This window comes from Vibrio sp. 10N.286.52.C3, assembly GCF_041468865.1.
Taxonomy (GTDB): domain Bacteria; phylum Pseudomonadota; class Gammaproteobacteria; order Enterobacterales; family Vibrionaceae; genus Vibrio; species Vibrio crassostreae_C.
Genome location: NZ_JBFRJM010000028.1, coordinates 224,833 through 249,842, shown reverse-complemented (window position 1 = coordinate 249,842; position 25,010 = coordinate 224,833). Strand labels below are relative to the sequence as shown.

Annotated in this window: 18 protein-coding genes; 14 read left to right on the top strand and 4 right to left on the bottom strand. The window is 44.6% G+C overall.

Annotation, left to right across the window (positions count from 1 at the left end):
- Window positions 1-224: 224 nt before the first annotated feature.
- From AB4138_RS12060 to AB4138_RS12050, 3 genes are all read left to right on the top strand, one after another.
- On the top strand, window positions 225-10,619 hold the full coding sequence (locus AB4138_RS12060; protein WP_372306230.1) for a hypothetical protein: 10,395 nt from the start codon (window positions 225-227) through the stop codon (window positions 10,617-10,619).
- Between the two features lie 27 nt (window positions 10,620-10,646).
- On the top strand, window positions 10,647-14,162 hold the full coding sequence (locus tag AB4138_RS12055) for a hypothetical protein (protein WP_372306195.1): 3,516 nt from the start codon (window positions 10,647-10,649) through the stop codon (window positions 14,160-14,162).
- A 61-nt stretch (window positions 14,163-14,223) separates the two neighbouring features.
- On the top strand, window positions 14,224-15,174 hold the full coding sequence (locus AB4138_RS12050; protein ID WP_372306192.1) for an OmpA family protein: 951 nt from the start codon (window positions 14,224-14,226) through the stop codon (window positions 15,172-15,174).
- Between the two features lie 106 nt (window positions 15,175-15,280).
- Here the strand turns inward: AB4138_RS12050 and AB4138_RS12045 are convergent, their stop codons facing one another.
- Window positions 15,281-15,700: a BLUF domain-containing protein gene (locus AB4138_RS12045; protein WP_372128963.1), complete on the bottom strand. Its 420-nt coding sequence runs from the start codon at window positions 15,698-15,700 to the stop codon at window positions 15,281-15,283.
- A 206-nt stretch (window positions 15,701-15,906) separates the two neighbouring features.
- Window positions 15,907-16,098: a hypothetical protein gene (locus AB4138_RS12040; RefSeq protein ID WP_017065380.1), complete on the bottom strand. Its 192-nt coding sequence runs from the start codon at window positions 16,096-16,098 to the stop codon at window positions 15,907-15,909.
- A 528-nt stretch (window positions 16,099-16,626) separates the two neighbouring features.
- Here AB4138_RS12040 and AB4138_RS12035 point away from each other — a divergent pair.
- The 7 genes from AB4138_RS12035 (at window position 16,627) to AB4138_RS12005 (ending at window position 20,703) form a co-directional block, all read left to right on the top strand.
- Complete coding sequence (locus AB4138_RS12035) at window positions 16,627-17,052, top strand: hypothetical protein (protein WP_372125363.1); 426 nt, start codon at window positions 16,627-16,629, stop codon at window positions 17,050-17,052.
- A 218-nt stretch (window positions 17,053-17,270) separates the two neighbouring features.
- Window positions 17,271-18,083 carry a hypothetical protein gene (locus AB4138_RS12030; RefSeq protein ID WP_017065382.1) on the top strand — a complete coding sequence of 271 codons (813 nt, stop codon included), beginning with the start codon at window positions 17,271-17,273 and terminating at the stop codon, window positions 18,081-18,083.
- Window positions 18,084-18,229: 146 nt separating this feature from the next.
- The gene (locus AB4138_RS12025) at window positions 18,230-18,751 is read left to right on the top strand and encodes a GNAT family N-acetyltransferase (protein ID WP_017065383.1); all 522 of its coding nucleotides are present in this window, start codon (window positions 18,230-18,232) and stop codon (window positions 18,749-18,751) included.
- A gap of 123 nt (window positions 18,752-18,874) precedes the next feature.
- A complete protein-coding gene (locus AB4138_RS12020; protein ID WP_372306189.1) occupies window positions 18,875-19,126 on the top strand; it encodes a TIGR03643 family protein in 252 nt (83 codons plus the stop codon).
- Between the two features lie 58 nt (window positions 19,127-19,184).
- On the top strand, window positions 19,185-19,580 hold the full coding sequence (locus AB4138_RS12015; protein ID WP_017067223.1) for a DUF3465 domain-containing protein: 396 nt from the start codon (window positions 19,185-19,187) through the stop codon (window positions 19,578-19,580).
- 50 nt (window positions 19,581-19,630) lie between these two features.
- Window positions 19,631-20,167 carry a GNAT family N-acetyltransferase gene (locus tag AB4138_RS12010; protein ID WP_372145962.1) on the top strand — a complete coding sequence of 179 codons (537 nt, stop codon included), beginning with the start codon at window positions 19,631-19,633 and terminating at the stop codon, window positions 20,165-20,167.
- 2 nt (window positions 20,168-20,169) lie between these two features.
- On the top strand, window positions 20,170-20,703 hold the full coding sequence (locus tag AB4138_RS12005) for a GNAT family N-acetyltransferase (RefSeq protein ID WP_048609469.1): 534 nt from the start codon (window positions 20,170-20,172) through the stop codon (window positions 20,701-20,703).
- An 87-nt stretch (window positions 20,704-20,790) separates the two neighbouring features.
- Here AB4138_RS12005 and AB4138_RS12000 read toward each other — a convergent pair whose 3' ends face one another.
- Complete coding sequence (locus tag AB4138_RS12000; RefSeq protein ID WP_065608044.1) at window positions 20,791-21,312, bottom strand: type II secretion system protein; 522 nt, start codon at window positions 21,310-21,312, stop codon at window positions 20,791-20,793.
- Window positions 21,313-21,516: 204 nt separating this feature from the next.
- On the opposite strand from AB4138_RS12000, the gene AB4138_RS11995 reads away from it, so the two are divergent.
- The 3 genes from AB4138_RS11995 (at window position 21,517) to AB4138_RS11985 (ending at window position 23,466) form a co-directional block, all read left to right on the top strand.
- Entirely contained in the window at window positions 21,517-22,179 is a 663-nt protein-coding gene (locus tag AB4138_RS11995) for a DNA alkylation repair protein (RefSeq protein ID WP_372183073.1), read from the top strand.
- A 71-nt stretch (window positions 22,180-22,250) separates the two neighbouring features.
- Window positions 22,251-23,012, top strand: coding sequence for a nucleotidyltransferase domain-containing protein (locus AB4138_RS11990; protein ID WP_372183072.1), 762 nt, complete (start codon window positions 22,251-22,253; stop codon window positions 23,010-23,012).
- 61 nt (window positions 23,013-23,073) lie between these two features.
- Window positions 23,074-23,466, top strand: coding sequence for an NUDIX hydrolase (locus AB4138_RS11985; protein WP_137001722.1), 393 nt, complete (start codon window positions 23,074-23,076; stop codon window positions 23,464-23,466).
- A gap of 168 nt (window positions 23,467-23,634) precedes the next feature.
- Here the strand turns inward: AB4138_RS11985 and rplY are convergent, their stop codons facing one another.
- Entirely contained in the window at window positions 23,635-23,913 is a 279-nt protein-coding gene (gene rplY / locus AB4138_RS11980) for a 50S ribosomal protein L25 (RefSeq protein WP_017060373.1), read from the bottom strand.
- A gap of 367 nt (window positions 23,914-24,280) precedes the next feature.
- Here rplY and AB4138_RS11975 point away from each other — a divergent pair, with 367 nt between their 5' ends.
- Complete coding sequence (locus AB4138_RS11975; protein WP_372306185.1) at window positions 24,281-25,009, top strand: glycosyltransferase family 2 protein; 729 nt, start codon at window positions 24,281-24,283, stop codon at window positions 25,007-25,009.
- Window position 25,010 lies beyond the last annotated feature (1 nt).

Sequence of the window (25,010 nt, the reverse complement as noted above, 5' to 3'; positions counted from 1 at the left end):
TTTGTTTTTTACGGATGTTAATTGTTCGGATTATTTGAACTGTATGTTGCGCATGTCCCTAACAGGCTAAGTGCCAAATTAGTGACGTCAAATCTATGGCTTTTTGCCTAGACGCTTGTCAATCTACTGTGAAGTGCGCGTTAATGTTCAGATACAATCTTGCCTTTTTCTTATCCATTCTATTGTTTCCATTGGCCTCCTATGCGGACACAACGGGTCTTGTTATGGATCTGTCTGTTGACAGCGCGTCTTACGACAACGACCAAGAGGTGGCTTATACGCTTGTTTTAACGAATGAGTCGGATAAAGCTATCGCTGAGTTGGACGTTAAAGATGAGCTGTTAAATATCTTAACGACAGATGACCAAGGGAATAATGTCAACGCGTTCTCGCAAGTCTCGACTCAAGCGCAATCCTCCTTCCTTTCATCTCCAGGTGATTACAGTCGCTTCGGAAACTTAGATGCATCAGGTGTGCGTATTGCGGCTGGTGGGTCGGTGACCTACACCATGGTCGCCACCGTTTCTGCTGACGCAGCCGGTACGATTGATAACGTCGCAAGTGCGAGCACTGGACTGTTGGATGCTGTTGAATCAAATACAGAATCCATTCAGCGTGGCGTGTATCAACACGATGTTGTTGTTTCGGTCGATAAGGCGAACTATCAACTCAATAACAAACTCACCTATAAGATTAAGGTTTCGAATACTGGCGATACGTTTATTCAGACGCTCGACGTTCAAGATGTCCTTTCAGACATAAAGGCACTCGATATTGAAGGGGCTTTGCAACAAGCCTTTACTGACAACGTTAACTCAGTCAGCAAGGTTGAAGGCAGCAAGAGCGAACCAGGCACCTTCGCCGAATCAGGGGACTTATCAGTAAGTGGTGCGTCGATTGATATAGGCGGGTCTGTGACTTACGAAATTCAAGCGACCGTTGCCGACAGTTTAGTCGGCGACATTGTTAATGACGACATAACTGCTGAAACACGCGATGACTTGGTCACAGTTGATGAGGTTATCACTCCGCCCACTGAGCCTAGTATCACCCTGACACATACCTTGAACCAATCGGATAGCTACCTAGTCGACGATGAGTTTTCCTATACGGTCACGGTTGCCAACCAAGCAAACTCCGGTATTGCTTACCATTATTCGGTTCAGCAGTTTCTTGCAGATCTTAAAACCGATCTAGGTAACGATGTCAGCAACGAAAAGAACGCAACTGACACTGTTGGTAATCCTTACGATTTTTGGACCAATGAAGTGACCTCGATTGGTTCTAATAGCCTTTCTGAACTCAATGTATCTGGAAAGGAGTCCAACAAGTCACTAGAAGACAAAGTGTCTATCTATCCCGGTGAGCAGATTGTTTATTCCGTTGTGGTGGACGTTAGCCCTGTGTCTATTGGTCAAATTCCCCAAGTTGCTGCCCGAGTGGTTGATGCTGATGGCCTCGCGGATTCTGGCGATGCTTTGGCCAATATTCTCGATTCGAAAGACGTTCTGACGACGTCATCAAGTCAAATTACACGTAATAAGAACACCACAGATACGACTTATGTTCCGGGGATAGTCGGTGATAACGAAGTGGTCTATGACATTGTTATTTCTAACAAGGACACAGAGTTCTTCGCCAACGATATCGAAGTTGTCGATAAATTTGCTTGTATCGTGACAGAGCAAGCGGATGGCTCTAATGCTTCAGCATTTTCCGAGTGGAAGCTTGAAGTCGCTGATAGAAGTGGTGAAGGATCGAATTATGGTTCATTTAATTACAATACTTGGACAACAAACGACATCAATTTGAAAGTCGACCTCGCACCTGAGGGCTTCGTTCATTATAAGCTGACCGCAAAAGTGGCAGATACCAGTGTGGGGCAGATTGTTGATGATGGTACCGATGCCGGCTTGTGCTTAGGGGATAACTTAGGCGAGTCGGGTTCTGGCGTCCAAATGCCAAACTCGAAATTAAAGGTCCAAAAGGAAGTGGATTCTCGTTACTACTCAGCTGGCGGTACCCTGAACTACGACATCACGGTAGAGAATAACGGTGACGGCTATGCGATTGATATACCGGTTTATGATGATTTAGTCTCTGTCATGACTCAGTCTATTAATGATACACCGACTAAAGCGTATTTGAGCTGGATTATTACTGCGAAATCTTATGCCTCTGACGGCTCAATTTCGACAAACAGTGATCCCGGATTTACTGATGACATAGAAGGTAATCAGAAGAATCAAAAGATCTTAGATGTGAAGGCAAAGCTAGCTCCACACGATAAGATCGTTTATAGCATTGCCGCGATCGTAAACCCCATTGCCGATGATGAAATCCGTAATGAAGTGACGGTTGACAGCGTACTTTATTCCGATAGAGGCTCATACCCACGAGATTACTACTTAGTATTGGATAAGCGTGTTGATGGTCATGACGAACAAAACGCGTATACCGACACCACCAATACTGTCACTTATACGATCAGCATTACCAACCCAGCAGGGAACGGTTTCGCCTCTAACATCAATGTTAAAGATGAAATCAGTACCATAGAAGCAGAGTTACTTCACGAGCCGGGTGAAACCAAGCCCGTGTTCTCTTCGTGGACGATCAGTGCAGAAAGAGAGGCAGACTCCCCGTGGGTGAAAGCCGTGACTGACCCTGGATCGTTCTCGGATAACAATGATCTGGATGCCACCGCTCAGCTCCCACCAGGTGCGACGATTACTTATACCATTGTTGGGACACTCGATCGCAGTGTCGACAGTGAGATTCTTTGGGGAGCATTCACCAATACCGCAACAGTGACGGGACCAGATACTAATCTATCGGATACGGTACGTACCTATCCTAGCGAGCCGAATCTTGTAGTCGCTAAGACCGCTCAAAATACCGACTTTGTTGTAGGTGAGCGCGCTACGTTCGATATTTATATCTATAACCGCGGTGTTGGCTATGCAAATGACGCAACGGTACAAGATAGTATTTCAGCGCTTAACTTCTTTAATAGTTGGACAATTGTAGGTTCGACCAACACAGATAAACCGGGTTCTCGTTACGGTGGCATTGCTAACGACACTGACATCGATACCGACGTTGATATCACTCCCGGAGGGTGGGTTCACTATGAGGTGAGCGGCATTGTTAAGTCTGACTATGAAGAAGAACAAGTATCGAACCGTGTTGATGTTTACGATCCTATTACAGACCGTGACCACAGCTCTTCCGCTCAAATAGATAACTCACACAGTACCTATGACATCAATGTTTCATTAGCCAAAACGACCGATGTTGTCCGCTACACGCCGGGTGAAGATCTCACCTACACCATCGTTATTAGCAATAACAGCGACACTGATGAGACCGATCTTATCTTCATGGATCGCCTGAGTGAGATCACTACTACGCTAGCGAATGATAAAGATGGTGAAGTAGAAGATGTTCTTAATCAAAACCCGTTTGACTATTGGTCTGTTGATACTGGCTCTGGTTTCGGCCCTCAAACGACTGAAGATGTGGAGTTCCCAGTTTCAATTCCGGCCAAAGACTTTGTCACGGTGCGTATTAAGGCGCATGTCAAAGACAATGCGGTATCTAACGGTGTAGCGGACAGAGACGGCGGCATAATCCGCAACGAAGCCGTGCTGATTCATGATGATAATGCCGATTGTACTGACGATTGTGAGTATGCCAAACGTGCCGTGGCTGAAAACCATCAGGTACATAATAACGGCGGCGTTGTTCGCACTACTAACATTAACCGCTACTCTCCGGGAGATGAGTTGACTTATACCATTAGGTACAACTCTCAAGATGGACATGGTTATCGAAACAACGTAGACGTTAACGAACTGATTAATGACATATCAGTGGAGCTACAAGATGGCAATTCAGGTAATCCATTTTTCGATGATTCGGTAGGTTCAAACAAGTTTACGGTGGCGGTTGCTAAGAGCGATCCTGCGAACGCGGGTACAACAGATGGTACCAAAGACGGTGATGTTGCGAACGACACTGACATCGTAACCTCGATTGATATCGATGCTGGCGAAGACGTGACTTACACAGTAACAGGTACCGTAAGACCGGATGCGGTCGGTGATATTCATTATCGAGATACCGTCGTGATTCCCGATGGCTACCATTTAGATTTTGATAAAACGACTGATGAAGCGGTGTACGAGCCCGCTCAAACCGTGACCTATCACTTAGTGATTGAGAATGACGGCAAAGGTAACGCTCACGATATTCCAATCGTCGATAACCTCGAAGATATTACGGTCAGCTTAGTGGATGGTAATACAGGACCAGCGTATTCAGATTGGACCATCACATCGATCGCAACTGGAACTGATTCTGAGTATGTGGATGCGGGCGCAGGTGCTGGCAATGTTTACACATCAACCAACAGTAACCTAAATGTTGAAGCCGATATTCCGATGGGCGCTAAGCTTGAGTACCAAGTTGTCGCGACCATCAATGACAAAGCCAATGGCGATGTTGTTAACGTTCTAACCGTCGATGGCGACACGATATCTCATAATATTTCGCAAACTGGTCGCAAAATTGATTACGAAAAAAACATTCTGGCTTACTACGACACGGATGGTAATGAGTTGGTTGGTGCTACCAATTACATGCCTGGCGGCTACATCGAGTATGAAATCCTAATCGAGAACATCGCATCGGCGCACGTTGATGACATTAGCCTGCGTGATGATATCGACCAGATAACGACTCAATACTACGATGGAACTCGCGGTTCGGCGTTTGATAGTTGGACGATTGAAACTTTCGCTGATGGATCGGGGATTTCAGATCCTGATGTAGATAACTCGATTAAAGACAATCAACCGATTGATACGCACTTTGATATATCGGCAGACAACTTTGGCGGTGTAGTATTGTCATCGTTTGTGCGTTACGTCATCAAGGCCAAAATCAGTCCGAAAGCAGTAGGTTCTTTCACTAACCGAGCGTACATCGATGAAGATGACGGAAATGAACTAATTGCCGTATCTCCACCTGCAAAGATGGCTGAGCCTGAAATTTCGTTCTCTAAGAAAGCATTTTATGACGCAGGCCTCTCCTCGGCAAAGACTGAGTATTCTCAAGTCGCTGGTGAAAGTGAGGTTTACTACCGAGTTCAAATTAAGAACACGGGTAATGGTATTGAGTATGGTTCTCGCCTTGAAGATACTATTTCTGCAATTCAGACTCGCATTGCAGAAGATGCCTCGACGTCTGGCACTGACCCTGTCGGCCAGCCATTTTTATCTGGTTGGGAAGTGCAGCTAGAAAAAACGGCAGCGGTAGGTTCGATTACAGACGCGGTTGACTTCGTTTCTGGTAATAACGTCAATATTGATAACGACATTGTTATCGCGCCTCAAGAAAGCCTAACGTTCACCATCCATGCTGAGATTCGTGAGGATGCGTTGGGCGATATTCAAAACAAAGCGAATTATGACGGTAAGGTTCGTACTGCGACTCTAATGCCACTAGGAAATAATATCAGTGTTGAAAAACGCGTGGTGTCGATTAACGGCAACCCGTTCAATGATGGGGATACCTATCTGCCGGGTGACGAAGTTGAGTATGAATTTGTGGTCACTAACACTGAAAACGGTTGGGCGAATGATATTCAAATCAAAGACACGGTAAAGGATATCCAAGTCGAAGTGATTGGCGGTAAAACGGAATCCGCTTTTGTTTCTGGCGATATGACCCATGAAGTCAGCAATGGTATTGATGCCAATATTGATACTTATGTACCAAGCTACAACACCAGTGGCAACCTTGACATTGAAACCGATATTGCCGCGGGAGAAGGGCTGACCTTTAACTTAACCGGTGTCGTTCGTGACGACGCTTTGGGCACGATTGATGCGAACCAAGTGACCGCAGGAAGTGGCTCTGCAACGTCGCAAGTGATCCCCCCTAAAGATGCCGAGCTCGATTACTTCAAAACCTTGGTGTATACCGATGGTGAATCGGCAGGGTGTTCTGTTCCTTCAAACGATGGTAGCGGTTGTACTTACGCACCACGTGGTGATGTTGAGTATCAAGTTACGTTAGATAACACAGGCGATAGCATCGCAAATGATGTGAGCGTTATTGATGCGATTCACACCATCAAAACCGAAGATGGTGATGATGCGTTCTCTAGCTGGACAACGGCTATTGCGGTTGAACCTGCAGGCACTTATGACGTGCAAGGTAACTACAACGGTAGCGTCCCATTGAATGCAACTGTCGATCTTCGTCCTGGCGAGCGTATTGTGTTTGATGTGAAAGGCACCGTGTCGACTTCAGCGACAGGCACTATTACCAACACGGCGCAAGTGAACGGTGATAACACCAACGACATCGTACTTGATCCGGGCCGCTCGAATATCCTGATTGATAAATGGACGGATACGCCTGAGTACGTGCCGGGAGGAACAGTGAATTACTACATCGATATTACCAACGATGATGTGGATTCTGGCCTGTTTTCAATCCGCGACATCATCAGTGGCTTCGAAGTCGAAACTGTCGATGGTTCGATGCAAACCGCACTCACGGAGTGGAGCGTCGATTACGATGTGCTTTATAACTCCGCGCCATCAGACCCTGACGCTAATGATTTTTCAGAGTTAGATAAGCTAGTTGGTCAAAACAGTCCAGACATCGATTTACCTGTTGAATCGATCAAGATGGCTGGGCGTGACGATGCTGGTACGGGTGGTGGTGATAAGTACACAGCTGTCCGTATTCACGTTCAAGGTAAGGTTCGTGATGATGCGATTGGGCGCTTTACCAATACGGCTTATCTACGACATGGTTTGGACGATTCGAAGATCGCTCGCTTACGAGAAGGCTTTATCACTCCGAAGTCGGGTCAATTGGTTCTAACCAAAGAAACGACGCCAATTGCAGAACCTGATGCTAAGTATCAACCGGGTCAACCTATCTCATACAAGATCACCGTGGCTAACACAGGTGAAGGTTACCTTGTCGATCAAGTCCTGACGGATCGCATCGATACCATCATGACAGAGGTGGCTAACAGCCCAGATCAAGAGCAAGCGTTGACAGGTAATTGGATCATTAGCGACGAACAGCTTGATGGCAGTGGCGATCCAGCCCTGAACGCTCGCAAAGATGTGGTTAATAACGCACAGGGTTATAGTGCGACTTACAGCATTCACCCGGGTGACAGTTATTCATTTGTCGTGACCAACACTGTTAATGATAAGGCCAAAGGCGAGATCACTAACGTCGTTAAAGTTGATAGCGACGACGGTGAGCACTCTGCAGACGCGACCTACATTCCAGAAGATGCGCAAGTTGAGATCACTAAAGATGTCGATAAAGCAGAGTACCTTCCGGGAGAAACACTTCAGTACACCGTGACCGTTAAGAATAACGGCTTAGGTTGGGCTGAAGATGTTGCTATTGAAGATGCGCTGAAGTCGGTTGAAACCACGATTGCAGGTGGTACGACTGAACAAGCTTTTGACCCTGCTTCAATCCAAATATCGGCGGTATCGACAACCGGTGAAACCCCAGTACCGGATGCAACCCGTGGTGAAGACCTTCATGAGACGCTCGATATTGCGCCTCAAGACAGTATTGTTTTCACTATTCAAGTTGCGACTAATCCGTTGGCGACAGGCGATATTACTAACATCGCATCAGCGACCTTTGACGGCACAACATTTGATGACAGTGCTACCAGTACACCAGTGTTGGCGACGGTTTCGGTCAAGAAGACGGTTGATACGCCATCGTATGAAGTAACCAAGCTGATTAACTACGACATCACCGTAACCAACAGCTCTGATGCGTTTGCATCTGGTGTTCAACTTCAAGACATCATCAGTGACATTCAAGTCGACACGACCGCGGATAAACAAGAGTCGGCATTCCTACTATGGGAAGTGAGCTTTGACGCCTCGGATGATCGCTCTGTTGTCACTCCCAAGACGTTCGACTTGAGTGAAGATATCGATGTGAGTATGGATGTGGCGCCACAAAGTACCGTGACATTCCATGTTAAGGCGTTGATTCGTACGACGGCGATTGGCGATATCAGTAACACGGCAACCATCACTTATAACGGAACACCACAAGACTCAACGGTAGTCATGACACCGAAAGACTCTGAGCTTGTTGCGACGAAAACTAACGTACAAACCGAGTATGAGCCGGGTGGTGAGCTGGAATTCTTGATTACCATTGAAAACACCTCTAACAACTACATCAGCGATTTAAGTGTTGTCGATGACATGAGCACGATAGAGGTGGGCTATTACGATGGTACCACTGGGCCTGCTTTTGTTGCTGGAACCACTTCTTTGGTTGTTGAGTCAACCACGGTAGGAACGACGACGGAGCAAATTAGCCCGATTGAGTACAGTGTGGATATTGCACCGCACGGCACAGTTGTGTTCCGCTCAAAAGGCACCGTAGTCGATACCGCGACCGGACACATCATTAATACTGCGCAAGTAGATGGCGGCGATGTTATCAGTCCTCCAGTTCAAACAGTTGCGGCTGTGGTTCAAGCTGAGCTGTTTACCGATGCCCCGTATTACGTGCCGGGAGAGCAGGTTGAGTATCACTTAGTGGTGCAAAACATAGGCCGAGGTATAGCCAAAGATGTCGCGCTTTACACCCAGTTCTCTGAATCCATGGGTGATCATATTGATGGTAATTTTAGTAATGCGTTTGATGAATGGACACTAACGGCAACATCAGAAGGGGCTGAAACTCAACCTGGCACCTTTGATGACGACAAAGACCTGTTCACCTTGGTCGACATATCGCCGGGCGGCAAGATTGATTACACGTTCACATTGACGGTCAACGAAGACATGCTGACTAATATCGATGTGCTTGGATACTACCTCGACTTAACTGGTAGCCCAGCGATGCGCGCTCGTTCTAAAGGCATGTTGGCCTCTGAAACCTCGATGCAGGCAGTGGCAGATCAAGTATCTGCTTTGGATTTGCCGCCAGTGGGTGCTGATCTGGTTGTTGAAAAACGTTCTGATAAGCCTGAATACACCGAAGATGACGACAGTGTCACTTATTACTTAGCCGTGACCAACAACGGTCAAGGTAACGCGGCTAATGTTCGTCTAACCGATGAGATCAGTGGACTACAAAACAGCACAGGTAATAAAGTCTTTATCGATTGGACAATTGAAGGTGTGGAAGTCGACGACTCAGGCGCGGTTATTCAGCGTCATTCTTTCCCGTCGAATAAAGACTTAGACACTACCGTTAACCTGAAATCCAACAAACGAAATGCTTACGCGTTTGAGGTCGTGGGTACGCTAGGTAAGGGCTTGGATGACGACATTACCAATACCTTTACGGCGACCGAATCTGACGGTACCGAAACCAGCGACAGTGTAACTACTCATATCAAGAAGATTCCTGATAATTCTGGAGAGTTGGAGCTGACCAAGTCTGCGTTGCAAGATACCGCGCAAGTGGGTGATGCGGTTGAGTACGAGATCATCGTTGAGAACAACAATGAATCTTACTTTAAGAACGTGACTGTGGAAGACCGTTACCCAGGTGGTCTGAAATACATCGTGGATACATCAGAAGTTGTGCTAAGCGGCATTGATGGTGAGTTCGGTACGGAAGACGATCAGGTTATCTCTCAAGATCCATCAGATACGGGCAAGTTAATGTTCACATCGTTGAACTTTGATCCGGGCGAGAAGCTGCGTATTCGTTACTTATTGCGTGTCTCGGTAGGTGCCACTTTTGGTGATTACATCAACACCGCAGTAGCGAAGGTTGATGGCTCGGCTGTTTCTAATGAAGACACCGCCAAAGTGACCATTGAGCCGGACAAGGTGTTCGATACCTCATCGATCATCGGTAAAGTTTTTGAAGATCATAACAAAGATGGATTCCAAGCTGATGCAACCGCGTTTGATGTTGAGCTAACTGCGAACTTAGCAACACAAGGCTACATCGCTGATTCGACGCACATCATTCGTGATGGTCAAGACGTTGCTATTCAAGATGGTGCGATAACCACTGCACTTGAACAAGGTTTGGAGCTTGGTGACCTTTGGGGACATTCAGTGAACCGAACACTGCCAGAAACCAGCAAAGTGGTGATTCAATTTAAAACTCGCACACAGCAAAGCTTTGATTTCTACGTCACAACCGATGCGGGCTCTCGTATCGAGTTCGACGCACAAGGTCAGATTCAGTTTAAGCATGAATCGGACAAGAAAAAGGGACTGAGCGCGGAAAACCTCAACGTAACCAGAAACCTGTATCGCGATGGCGAGGATTACCTGTGGGAAATCGTTATCGAGAACAAAGGTATTTACGAAGATGGTATTCCGGGCGTTAAGTTGATGACGGTTGAGGGAATCGTTATTTACACAGACCAGTACGGTCGTTACCACGTGCCCGACCAATGGGTACTCAATAAGAAAGGTAAGAACTTCCTCGTGAAGTTGGACACTGATTCGCTCTCCACCTCCATGGAAGTGGTGAGCGAAAACCCAAAAGTGTTGCGAATTACCCCGAACAAGCTCACCAAGTTCAACTTTAGCGTTCATCGCAAAGACCAACAAAGTGAACAGAAGTAAGCCATTGGAACCGTAACTGGAAATTGTATGAAAGTATTTAGTAAGTCTCGTTTAGCGACGTGTGTGTTAACGGCCATTCCTGTGATGGCGGTAGCGAAAGACACAGGTAAGCTTGAAAAACTCGGTTCTGAGACGACTGGCATTGAAATCACCAAGCCGAACCAAGACCAAGACAGCTCGCGTATTTACTTAGAGCAAGGCGCTATTTGGGCAAGCCGTGACATCACTCGCTTTGACCCAGTATTAGATGTCAGTGTCAGCGATGAATTAGAAGTCGAACAAGGCACACTGCGTGACAGCGTCGGTTTCACCATTACCACCAACTACGGTTACTACATCAAAAAGTACCAGTTGGAAGTGTACCGAGTGGGTGACTTTGGTCTGTCTGAGCCAATCGCTGTGCTTGAAGGCGATAAACTGGCGAACGACTCTGACATCAATTGGGATGGTCAAACTGATGTTGATTATCAGTTTGAGGTCGGTGAGCAGCTGATGTTCCGCCTAAAAGCGTGGGACAAAGATGGCAACATGGATGTGACCACCGTTGGTGTGACTGACTTAGTTAAGCCGGACTCTGAAGTCGATATCGACCGAAACGATAACGACGATGAAGAGAGCAAAGGTAAAAGTTACGGACAGGCAAAGCTGATGCGTCACAACATCCCGACCAATGCGGGTTTAGCGAAGTTCATCGGCACTGGCTTGAAAGGCGTAGATAAAGTCATCATCGGTGAAGATGAATTTGATGTCGAAGATGGCAACTTATATGCAGAGCAGTACTTACCAACAGACTCCTACATTTTCCCTACCAAGGTTGTGTTTGATAACGGTGATGAACGTCGTTACAAGCTGTACGTTCGTATTCCAGATACGTACTACGCACAAACCGGTTTGGCTGATCTTTATGTTGGTAAGAATAATGTGTCTGGTAATAGCGATGCATTAAGTGTCGATGACCAGTATCAAAATGACATCTATAATCAAGGTCGTTTAGCGTACTTTGGTCAGGGTAAATTTGGCGACAAACTTCGTGTAACAACTCACTTTGATACGCGAGAAAGTGAAATCAAAGACATGTTCAAACATCCGTTCGCCTCAGACGATTCGGATGTGTTCGATATCCTCGAAGACGACGATGAGCTTTATTACGGTAACTATGGTGACAGCTCAAACATCGAAAAAGTGGTCAACACCAAGGGCAAGGTTTACCTCAATGTGGAATACGATAAGTCTCAATACTTGTGGGGTAACTACAACACGGGTTTAACAGGCACTGAGAACAACGATTACAACCGTAGCCTCTATGGTTTCAAAGCTGATTATCGCACTCGCGATACTACACAATACGGTGAAGATCGTCTGAACATGGTCGGTTTTACCGCAGAAGCAGATTCGTTGTATGCACACGATGAGTTCTTGGGTACAGGCGGCTCTCTGTACTTCCTTCGTCATGGTGAAGCGGTACCGGGAAGTGACAAAGTTTACGTCAAAGTAAAAGATGAATCTGGCCTAGTGCAGAATGAAATCCCACTTGAGCCGGGCGTCGACTATGACTTTGACCCGTACCAAGGTCGAATTATTTTGACCAAGCCACTCGACAACATCCTATCCGACAGCTTTGGCAGCGTGATTGAAAACGGAGACGACTACGAAAACTTTCTGGTTGTCGACTATGAGTACGTCCCACAAGGTTCAGATTCATTAGATGCGATGTCTTACGGTGGTCGTGCTAAAGGTTGGATCAACGATTACGTTGGTGTTGGCGTGACGTATGCGACTCAAGAAAAGGACAACCAAGACTACGAGTCTTACGGTACGGACTTAACGTTGCGTGCAACAGAAGGTACCTACATTAAGGCTGAGTTTGCACACAGTGAAGGCAGGCAAACCGAGTCGAATTTCGTCTCTACCGATGGTGGTTTAACCTTTACGCCCATTGGCGATACGTTAGAAGATCGCGAGGGTGACAGTATCCAAATAACGGCTGTGACTAGCCTTTACGATCTTGCTCCAACCATCTTTGGTGCCGTTGGCAATGACCTTAAGCTTTGGTACCGAGACAAAGACGCGGGATACAGCTACGCGAGCAGCAGCGATGATCTAGAGCAAGAGGCATACGGTGCTGAACTTCGTTTGCAAGCTACCGATCGCTTGGCGGTTCTCTCTCGCTTCTCGACCAATGAAGAGCGCGATGTCGATGGTAATCTAGAAACAGATACTGAAACGATTGAGATTGAGACTCAAGTTAAAATCACCGAGCACATTAAGGTTTCGGCGGCAGGGCAACAAACTGAAGAGCTTAACCAAAACGACGAGCACAGTGATGCCACCTTAGCGGGTGTGCGTTTGGAATACATGTGGGACAGTGAGAACAGCGTTTACGTCAAAGGGCAAAAGACCGTCGACCAGTCGGATGACTATGATGAAAACGACAGCGCGTCGATTGGTGCTGAATTCCAAGTGTTGGAAGACTTGTCTCTTGGTGGCGAATACACCGATGGCGACCGAGGCCAAGTAGCAGAAGCGACTGTGACTTACGATGTATCCGATGACCACTCAACCTACGTAACTTATGTAGATGATAACTACGAAGGCCAAAACAACGTGATTGTTGGTCAGCGTGCAGATCTCACCAGCAGTGTCGATTTTTACCAAGAGAACCAGTTTGTTGATGAAAATGATGGTCATGGCCGTATCGACTCATACGGCTTTGGCTACGATGTGACGGAAGATGTCGAGATGGGGATTGGTTATCAGCTTGGTGAAATTGAAGATGACCAGAACATTACCACAGAGCGTGAATCTATCAGCTTCAATGCCTCAATTGACCTAGATGACATAACCCTTAGCCACAAATTTGAATACCGAGTGGATAAGAGTGAAGACGACCCTGACATCGCTCAGCGAGAACTTCAACAAATCGTGACGACCAACCGTTATACGCATCACTTAACGGAAGAGTACACGCTATTTGGTAAGTTTAACTACTCAATCACGGAGAGCGAAACCACGGGCGAAACCATGGCGCAATTTACTGAAGCCACTGGCGGCCTTGCGTATCGTCCGATCTACAACGATCGACTTAATTTACTGAGCCGCTACACCTATATTGCAGATTTCGATCAACTGGATCGCGATGTGGATTATCAAGACGAAACCAGTCAGATCATTGAAGTTGAAGCGATCTATTCGATTGACCAACATTGGGACGTCGGTACTAAGTACGCCCATAAAGACAAACAGCAAGCTTTTGAACGAGCATCTGGTGCGAATGAGATGGTTAAAAGTGACATCGACCTATATGGACTTAGCGCTTCTTATCGCGTGATGAAAGAGTGGGATGTGACGGGTGAATACCACTGGAAAACAGACACACTCAACGATGAGCTAGAACACGGTGCGCTAGTTTCGGTGAACAAGCACATTGGCGAGAACTTTAAAATGGGGATTGGTTATAACTTCTCTGCGTTTGATAGTGACTTAACCAATGATGACGACTACGACGCATCCGGTGTGTTCATTAACTTAGTCGGTAAGATCTAAGCCAGCCCACCGTGGCTTGAAAGTTAAGAGTTGAGAATTCGAAGTGACAGTTAAGAGTATGATGAAAACAATTATTTTCCTAATAAGCGCAGTGATGAGTACTTTGCTGCTTTCCGGCTGTGCAACCGACACCTATGTGAGTCAGGAGAACCGAGACAAGTTTGCTGGCATCGATGTGTCTAAGTTTTTAATCAGCGAGTGTTTGGCGCCAGAGCGTGAGGTGCATATCGCCATCGCAGAGCATTTTGCGTTTGATAGATATCAATTACGCGACCTCGACAAGATTAACTTAGATACCTTTGTTAAAGAGATCAGAGGCTTAAAAGGGCGCATCACGATTGTCGGCCATACTGATTTCAAGGGTTCTCTCGAATATAATGAGCGCCTTTCACAGCGACGCGCTAAATCGGTCGCAGATTATTTGAAAGGGCAACTAGACCCAACGCAATATGACTGGGAAGTAAAACACCTTGGTGAGACTCAACCCCTTCTGCTTGGTAAGACAGATAAAGACCTAGCGGAGAACCGCCGTGCATTTATCGTGTTTGAAGAAGCTCAGAAGTACGAAGAGATGCCTTTCTGTGAGCCACCAAAACCAGAACGTAAAGTTTATATGGCAATGACGCCACACTTCGATTTCGACAAATCAGTGCTTAAGCAAGAAGATCTAACTCAGTTAGATGACTTCACAACTAAGTTGAGTGGCCTGCAAGGTAGCATAATGGTGGCAGGGCACACCGACCAAGCGGGTTCACTTTCTTACAATGAAAAGCTAGCAGAGCGCCGCGCAGAAACGGTGGTTGAATACCTCAAAACCAAACTCGACCCTAAGCAGTTCATCTGGGAAGTGAAGTCATTTGGTAAGTTGCAGCCTGCGATTAATGAACGCTCTGAAAAAGCCGATGCATTAAACCGCCGCGCGTTCATTGTGTTCAAAGAATCTGATATTACCGCCGAACAGCAGGCTCTTGCCGGCAGTGAAAAAGAGGCGGTGAGCAGCGAGAGCGAGTAGAGTTCACCGAAGAATAACGAATAGTTGCCTTTACAATAAAACGCAAAAAGCCCCATACGTTGGGGCTTTTTGTTGCTTGCTCTACGGATTAAGTTGGGTCGAAGAGCTATTCTGATGGCAAATTTTGTTTCAATTCCAGAAGCATTCGGTAGGCACTTTCTCCTGACATCTCATACGGGTTGAACTGGTCTGATGTTGAAAACTGTAAATTAACCAGTTCAGTTAGGCTAGATTGTGGAATGTCACCCATAGACCAATCACCAAACTGCCTACAATCGATTTCTTTGAAATATAAAATCATGACGTTTTTGTGTCGCGTGTCATTCAAGATATGATTGTAAGTATGGTTCACTGTGGTTCTCGAACCTTCAATACATTGTAGGAAATACTTATCATTGTGGCTTAGAAGGCCTGTTAAATGGCTTTGCTTATTGCGGTCGTGTGAAATCTGAAGAATGTCGTTCAAAGCCTGAGAATCGCAACTTTCACAGAGCGTACTGACATAAATTAACCGAGTTAGGAACATAGGCATCATTTCGAATTTTTTTTCAAAGGGTATTAATAAATATAAGCCAAGATCATGGAATTGCGAGTTATTGATTTAATTGTCACTCGGTGGCTTTTGGAAGAGAAGAGGGTGGGGATGAAGTAGAAAAGGGCAGGTTGCAAGATACGCTAAAATGACTCGAATGTTGGCCATTCAATTATTTTAGCGACCTGCTTGTGAGCTCGTTAGTTGTTTAGAGTTGAAATCGATTCAACGTTAGAAGAGGAATCAAATCGAACGTTGACCAACACATTTTCACGTTCGAAAGTCACATCATCAAAGTCAGTCGTTGCGATCTTAAATCCATTTCTTGCGAATAAACTCGTCACCGTTGTTCGTTGTTTCTGTTCCATACCGCATGTCAGTAGTTCGTTCATCGTGATCTTCATTAGGTAACCGTGTGCATAGTGTAAGCGTACAGACTCTACATTATGAGATCAATTGCTTAATCGATAAGCTATATTGATATGTTCAATTGAGTGATTCAGGTATTTAAAAGCCGGATGGATAGTGGGCAAGGGAGTTATGCGACCTATGACAAGTGGAGCGTTATGTGACCACTGTTCAGCATTCCTTGAACACGAAGTTTGTCGCAAAAATCGCGTTGAAATAAGTGGTTACAAAGCAGGAGGAATTATGCCCGCCGTTTGGTATGTTTGGTCGGTTATTGGAAATATTATCGGCCTATATCTCACTTAACTAAAGTACATCGATTTACGATGAGTAGACTCCTCAATAAGCCTTCTTTTTATTTGAATTTTATATGCTAAGTGGTGTTGTTATAATTGTTATTAATTGCATAGGCTTGATTTTAATATTGGTTTGATTTATAAAACAAGCATTCGTTCATTAACTTCATGATTATATTAGTTTTTACTAACCTTTAAATAACATGGAGAAAGGCGATGAATAAGAACCAAACACGCAACAGGTTAGCGAATTTAGTGCGACTTCGTAGGTCATACAAAGCATCAGACTTTCTGGTGGGTTCTGATGAACTCCGAGTTAAAAAAGATGTGTATAGCTTACGTAAAATCAAACAGTTAGAAATTCGTCAATTGGGTCTTAAAGAAAACGCAATCAATATCGTTTCGTTGGCTTTAGTCCTCTCGGCGGCGACTTGGGCATTTGTTCCTCAGTTCGGTTTACCAATGCTTGCACTGACCTTTATTTTGGCGTTTGTTACATGGCGACGATATGAGTTGCGTGCAGAGTTTAAAGGGGTCGATGAAACTGGCGACCATTGGGTTTCCGTGGCGCGCGGTTGTACTCGAGAAGAGTTCAAAGTATTGAAAAACGTTGAATTGGCTTTACGCGATCAGCTGTCTTAGTGGCTAGATCTGTTAAGGTTAAGGTCTTATAAGCGTTAAGCTCCCATAATCAACAAGGCTCGTCATTGTATGGCGAGCTTTTTATTTTCTGAAAAACACAGGTAGTGCAGGTTACTTTGAGAGGCCAATGCTTATATGTGTAATGGGGGTTGATATGAATCTTAAGTCACGGCGTTTTTGATGCTCTTTGTGGTTTTGAATATAGGGAGAGGGTGGAAATGAATACACGAGTCAGTGAGAGTTCTTTTAAAAGGCTCATCCAGTTAGTTGGTTGTGTTTTGATTATAGTGTTGAGCAATAGTCGACTCTCCAATGCTCAAAGCATCGAGTTTCCTACTTGTGTACAGAGCGAGGTTTTGAATACAGAAATCCACCTTTATGTTGATGAATCGGTGTTAGATGAATATTCCAAAGCATTTATAGCCTCTAAAATAGCGACATGGGAAAGCTATTCGAATCTGGTGTTAAAAAACTCCTGCGTCCCTATGACGAGAAAAGTCACTAAGGTGACTTATACGTCTGAAATCGACAGCCTTTGGTTTCAAGATTTGGGCGCAGCAGAGAGGTTATTAAAACTCTCGATGGAAGAACCGATTCCAGAAACAACAGAAGACGGCGTCCCCATTTTTACTGGGATAGTATTTTCTAATTATAATTTTAGCTTTGAGTCTGATTATTGTGGTATGTCTTCTTCGGTATCCTACTTTTTTTCTTTAGCGATAAACTGCCCTGATTACTTAATGGAGCATGAAATTGGCCATTTAAGTGGTGCTAATCATGACTATAAAACGTTATTGAAAGATTTTGATAGTATAGAAAGTTACATTTCTGGAACGTATCCAAGAGCTCCTCAATATTCCTTCGGTACAATTTGTGCTGACAGAGGCACAGTGATGTCTTATGAGCGAGATGTTATACCTGCATATTCCAGCCCGGACATCAGAGTAGATGGCACAAAGTGCGGGGATAGCAAATACCACAATAATGCGAGAGTGCTTAGAGAGTTCGCACAAGCTTATTTAACCCCATGATTGCCTAGCTGCTAGATTGGTAGTCATCCGATTTAGTTACTTTATTATTAATGGTTATTATGAGATTAATGACTGCTGTGGTCGCGACTAATCCCTCTAGAACTTAGACCAAGAACCATACCTAAGCACCAAACCAAGGAGAGAAAATGCAGGTAAGTATTAGGCCCGCCATGCCAAGCGAATTGGCAGCCATTTATTCCTTGGTTATCTCAAACGATGAGTGGACGAAGTTTAACGGCCCTTATTTTCCATACTCACCGCCATCACTAGAAGAGTTTGAAAGCCGTTCGTTTCAACGGTTACTCAATGGATCCGACTTACAGTTGGTGGTTGTAGACGATGTGCCTGTAGGAACCGTCAGTTGTTATTGGGAGTGTGAAGAGACACGTTGGCTTGAAGTCGGAGTAGTCATTTATAACTCCGACTATTGGGGGAAGGGTATTGCTGCGTTAGCTCTTCCTCTTTGGGTATCTTACCTATTCGAAAACAAGCAGATAGAGCGTGTCGGTTTAACCACTTGGTCGGGTAATCCGCGGATGATGTCACTAGCCCTCAAATTAGGCTTCCAGCAAGAAGCTAGGCTAAGAAAAGTGCGTTATTACCAAGGCGAGTATTATGACTCGATTAAGTATGGTCTATTGCGTTCTGAGTGGCTGGAAAGCAAATAGCCATAATTTGAGTTAGCTTGTTGTTTTATTGAACTTTATAAGTCGTGTAGTTCAAAGTGGTCACTTGTGATCTTTAAATCTAAGACGGGCGTATTTCTTCCAGTTTATAAAGGAAGAGTATGCATGATGCTGTCTAAAGAGAATGAATCAAGAATTATCGAAATGGCGTGGGAAGACCGAACGCCATTTGAGGCAATAGAGCACCAATTTGGTTTAAATGAATCGCAAGTGATTCGTTTTATGCGTATCCATCTCAAGCTTGGCAGTTTTAAGCTGTGGCGCTCACGTGTTTCTGGGCGCTCGACCAAGCATGTAAAACTGCGCAGTTCGGACGTTTCGAGAGGTTATTGTCCGACTCAGTACAAGCATCGTTAAAAGAGGGGATGCCCAGCCAGTATCCCAAATCAACACACAGATATGGGAAATGAAAGGAATGAAACAATTTTGCGCTCTACTTTTGGTGCTGCTTAGCTTCGGCATCAGTCATGTTCAAGCGAATGATACGCGACTTAAGCAAGCTTACGAAAATCACCAAAGCGACGTTCAGGTGCGCGGATCGGGTACGGTGTATCGAGTACTTCCTGATGATAATAAAGGCTCTCGACATCAGAAATTCATTTTGCGACTCGATAGCGGACAAACCTTGTTAGTCGCACATAATATTGACTTAGCGCCTCGTGTTCAGGGACTGGCAAAGGGCGATCGAGTTGAATTTTATGGTGAATATGAATGGAACAAGAAAGGTGGCGTAATGCACTGGACGCACAAAGACCCTCGTAATCATCACACTCATGGTTGGTTGAAGCATAACGGGAAAGTATACGAGTAAACACCTCCGAGACTTTTCCCTTCAAGGCTATAAGATAAAAAGGAATTTTGATGTTTAAGCTGGAAACTGACAGGTTAATTCTTCGAGATATGAGTATCGAAGACGAGTGTGCCTTTGTTGCGATGTCTCAAGACGCTAAGTATCAGCGTTTCTATGACGAAAGTGATTGCGAACCTAACAAATATCGAGAGCTAACCCAGCTGTTTGTTGAGCAGGCTTCAGAAGTTCCTCGACAGTCCTATCAGCTTGCAGTTGAAAACAAAGATTCGGGGAAGTTTATTGGAACCGTTTGTTTGCGCCTTGAGGGCGATAAACAAGCTTCGATGGGCTGTGCTTTCTCAAGGGAAATTCAGGGAAAAGGGCTTTCTATAGAAGCTTCTGAAGCCCTCGCTGATTTTGGTTTCTCAGAGTTAGGCATATACCGTATCTACGCTGAAACCATCAGCAAGAACTTGGCTGCGATTAAGTTATGTAAGTCACTAGGAATGAAACAAGAAGCGTGTTTTAAAGATCATCGATTCTTCAAAGGTCAATGGTGGGATACAGTTGTGTTGGCGGTTGTTCGATCTGATTGGGGAAAGGCTTAGTGATGGAAAGTGAAAGGCTCAAATTAACCCCTCCATCATTAAAATACAGCGAAGAGATGTTTGAGGTGATAAATGAGTGCAAGGCCGAGTTTTCCCCATTCTTACCTTGGGTTTCTGATTCTCTAACTAAAGAGCAGCTAGAACTTAACATTCAAGATGCTACCAATAATTTCGCCAACTTTACTGGCGAGTTCTGGTTCAATATTATTGAAAAGCAAACAGGGGCATTTATCGGGGCTATTGGCTTTATGATCAGAGACGATACTGTCCCTTACTTTGAAATCGGCTACTGGTTGCAAACATCAAAAACGGGCTTGGGTTACGTGAGTGAAGCTGTCCGAATTATCGAAGAATATGCATTCACTCAAAAAGGTGCGAAAAGAGTCGAAATTAGGATGGCAGGCTCGAATCTTAAAAGTCAGGCCGTGGCCAAACGATGTGGCTATCAACTTGAAGATCGCTTAGCCAATGATCGACGTTTGCCATCAGGAGATATGGACAGCACGCTCGTTTACGCCAAAATAAGCCAGTCTTAAATGTGTGCTGTTGATTCTTAATGTGTGGCACTTTTATTGAGAGAAACCGTAAATTCCCAAGTAATCTGAAAGACCAACATTTAGCGCTTAGTTATCTGGCTCATCGTCTACAGTGACGTCACCATTCATTGAGTTGTAGTAAATGGAGATTCCAGGCACTACTCGATAGTGGTAGATACATTGATCGGTTTGAATGTATTCAGCGATGTAGTCTGTATCTGTAGGCGAATTAAAGCTAGAAACACTAGGGGGATCAAGAAGTAGAGCGCCCCACACCGAAATGCAATCTTCGGTATTGTCCAGTCTTGGAAAGTCTTCTTCTGCGTACCATTGCTGGGCTGGATATCCCCATTCATTGAAATCGAGCTGACCTGTTGCAGATTCATCATAGATAGGTACATTCGTAGATGCACCGCCACCGTTTGAGGTTAAATTTTTTGAATAGGCAAAATCGACACCTGTTTTAAAAGAAGCGCCAGTGCCTTTCACAACTGCAATATGAGAATCAGTACTTACGTTGAGGAACCTTGGAGCAGCAGTTACGGCGAGTATTCCAAGGATCACAATAACGACAACAAGCTCAATAAGTGTAAAACCGTTCTTTTTCATTTAGCACCTCTTTTAAAGGCCGCTAGTATGCATTATAAGTTACTCTTACCAAAGGGAATATCCTTATTTTAGTGGTAATTTAAATGCTCAATAATGAATGTTGTGATTAAGGTAACTTATATTTTATAAATTTCATACGTATGGTTTAAGTGCTGTGTATCTCACTTTGATATTAATTTTAGTTCTATGAAGGTTTGGCAATTAATGAATTTCGTAGAAACGGTAAAGCTTCATCTTTCAGGCGTTGGTTATCCAGAGGCTAGTGTTAAAACAGGGCAGGTTCGATCTATATCGGCGCTCGTTTATAAAACCATCAAAAACAAAGATATCTCTAATGTTTTGTCCCTGTGTACTCAATTGCTTGAAGAAAGGGATTGGGCGTTAGGTGTTATTGCTTACGACTGGGCTTTTAGAGTAAGAAAACAATATTCGAAAGAAACGTTTCCAATCTTTGAGCATTGGTTAATGGAGTATGTCATTGACTGGAATGATTGTGATGACTTCTGCACTCATGCGTTTGGTGAGTTACTGTCTCAATACAATGAGTTGTTCGAACTCATAACCAAATGGGTCGAGCATTCGAATTTTGCTGTACGTAGAGCTGCTGCTGTCATCTTAATTTATCCGATCAATCAGAATCGATACTCAGCGTTGGCTCCGCTTTGTGTGGCAGATCTATTGCTAGAAGATGGACATGACCTCGTGCAGAAAGGATATGGTTGGATGCTTAAAGTCCTCAGTAAAAAGGAACCTCAACAGGTTATTGGTTATTTAAACGCTAAGCATGCCGCAATACCAAGAGTTGCTTTTCGCTACGCGATTGAAAAGCTGGACGATAAAACTAAGCGAGAGTTAATGTTACTTTAACCACTGGCACTCCTCAAATCATCATCAGAATCCGGTGTGATTAATTATAACGATTAAAATAGGAACCCAAGGTGCAAGAACAAACTAGAGGACTCGATCGAGAAGGGTTCATTCAAAATCTTTATTCGCCAAAGAACATTGCGCCTGAATTTCAAGAAGTGGTGTCAGCAGTCGTTGATTCGCTGCTAAGAGAGCTTCCAGGTCAAGTTGATGGTATCTACTTGTATGGAAGCGTGCCTGGAGGAACGGCCATTGTTGGTCGCTCTGATTTGGATGTTTCTATCGTACTCGCTACGCCTGTTGGTCAGAGAGAAAAGGAAGTATTTAACCTACTTTCCGGCACCATACCCCAAACCTATCCGCAAGTGACCAAGCTTGATATCGATCCTGGCTTCCTGCGGGATGTTCTGCAACCCAACGAAGAATTCCATTGGCAGTTTTGGCTCAAGCATTGTTGCTGTTGTATTTGGGGGAATGATCTATCTATAAAGTTTCCACGATATAAGCCCAGCAATGAAATAGCCCAAGCTCTTAATGGCGATTTATCGACTTTTCTTAAGCAAATGCCCTCGAGTTTCAAAACAATGACTGATGCGGATATCGTTAAGGTAATTGGTAAAAAGTTAGTGCGAGCGGCGTATTATTTTGTGGCTGAGCAAGACGGCAGTTGGTACACCAATCTGAGCCAGTGCGCTGCAGTCGCCAAGCGCTATTACTCCAATCAAAGCGACGATATTGAGCTAGCTCATCAATACGCTCTCGGAAATTTGATATCTAAAACAGAAGCTTTTGAATTGTATGAAAGGCTGAGTAAAAAGCTTGTTGTAAATTAAGCATTAACACAAGCTAGAACAACAAACTTAACTACCTTTGTAACGGCTTTAGGAAAATTAGATGGATGTCCACGAGTGTGTTTCTTTTATCATGCTGAAGGAATCGCAGGTATTACTAGAAAAGCGTAGTGAGTCTAGGGAGACCGATCCCGGTTTAATCACTATACCTGGCGGCCATATTGAACACGGTGAAAACCAGGTTCAGGCGCTGTTTCGTGAACTTGATGAAGAGCTTAATGTTGTTCCGATTGATTACCAATACTTGTGTTCGCTTTACCATCCTACGAAGGAACTTCAGTTGATTCATTATTTTATCGTGAGTGACTGGGAAGGAGATATCACCGCTCAAGAGGCTGATGATGTTAAGTGGTATTCACTAGGTTCAGCTCCTGTTGGTATAGCAGCCGATGGTATTGCTTTGAAAGAAGTAGAGCGCGTGGGTAGGTATCTTTAGTTTGGATTCGATAAGATGTTTTGGACGTTTTTTGAGGGCTCAAAAACGGTGAAACCCCGATGTTGGTAGCATCGGGGTTTCGAATTTCTAGATTTCTCGACTGGTAAGATCGATTATCTTTTCTATGCAGAAGGCTGGATTAATCCAATCTTATTCCTTGGTAGGGAATTAGATGCGGATGAAGTCCATGTGCTCAACTTTTGGCTTGAACGCGTGACGTTGAACGTCTTGTGGCTTAACCTTAACTTCTGCGCCGTCAATCAGTAGAGTGATTGCTTCGTAGAATTCAGGCTTGTCCATTTGGTTGATCACGTCAGCGTGAACAAGTTCGATAGCTACAGCTTCAGCTTCGCCACCGTAGATTACAGCTGGGAATTTACCAGCGTGACGTAGGCGGCGGCTCGCACCTTTACCTAGTTCAGTACGTACTACTGCTTCAAATTTCATAGTTTTACTCTCAAATTAGTAAAAATTAACTTCACACCTCAATGCGACCTTGAGTGTGTGGTAATGCTTAAACATAAAAGTTCATGCTTAAGCGAGCGCGGATACTAACATCACATTCCAATATGAGCAAGTCAGAAGCCCATCTCAAAGTGAATTTCCTTCGATAATGGGTTCGTTTGGAGATAAAACGTTCGCTAACGCTTGTTTAGCGCATTTTACTCCCTTTTACATCGCAATCCTTATCTATTTATATCACTGCTAAATCATCAAGTTAATGAACGGAAAATGAATGTTTGCCTAAGACTTGGTTAAGTCTTAGTTCGTTAATCTTATTGTTAATTAAACAGCTGAATGAATAGGTGAAAATATGGAACCGGTAAGCATTGTCGTAATTACGCTAAACGAAGATAAACGCATTAGCCGCTTGATGGAAGAGTTGAGCGCGCAAACCCACCAAGAGTTTGAAGTGATTGTTGTCGACTCGAACAGTGAAGATAACACAAGAGAAGTGGCACAAGCTTATGAAAACGCGTTGCCAAAGTTAACTGTCCATCACATGGAAAATCGTGGTGTGAGCCTTGGTCGAAACACAGGTGCTTCATTGGCGAAATATAACAGAATTCTTTTCTTAGATGCCGATGTGAGCTTGCCTCGAAACTTCCTTGCGAAAGCGCTTTATGAACTAGAAGAGAACAAGCTTGAAGTGGCCGGAGTATACATGAGTTCGAAAGGTCTGCCGCTTGTGCACAAGTTTGGTTACGGGCTATTTAACGCAGGCTTGTTTACTACCCAGTTCTTTTTCCCAACGGCGATTGGCGCGTGTATTTTCTCGACGAAACGAGCGCATGATGAGATTGGCGGTTTCGATGAAGAGATCGTACTGTGTGAAGACTGTGACTACGTAAAACGTGCGAGCAAAACATGGCGATTTAGATTCCTGAATATGACTTTTGGGTTTGACCCACGTCGTTTAGACCAAGATGGCGTTGTGAAGACAGGCTCTACTTATCTTAAAGCCAATGTAAGACGCTTCTTTAAAGGTGAAATGCGTAACAACGAGATGAACTACAAGTTTGGTCACTACAAAGAACAGTAAG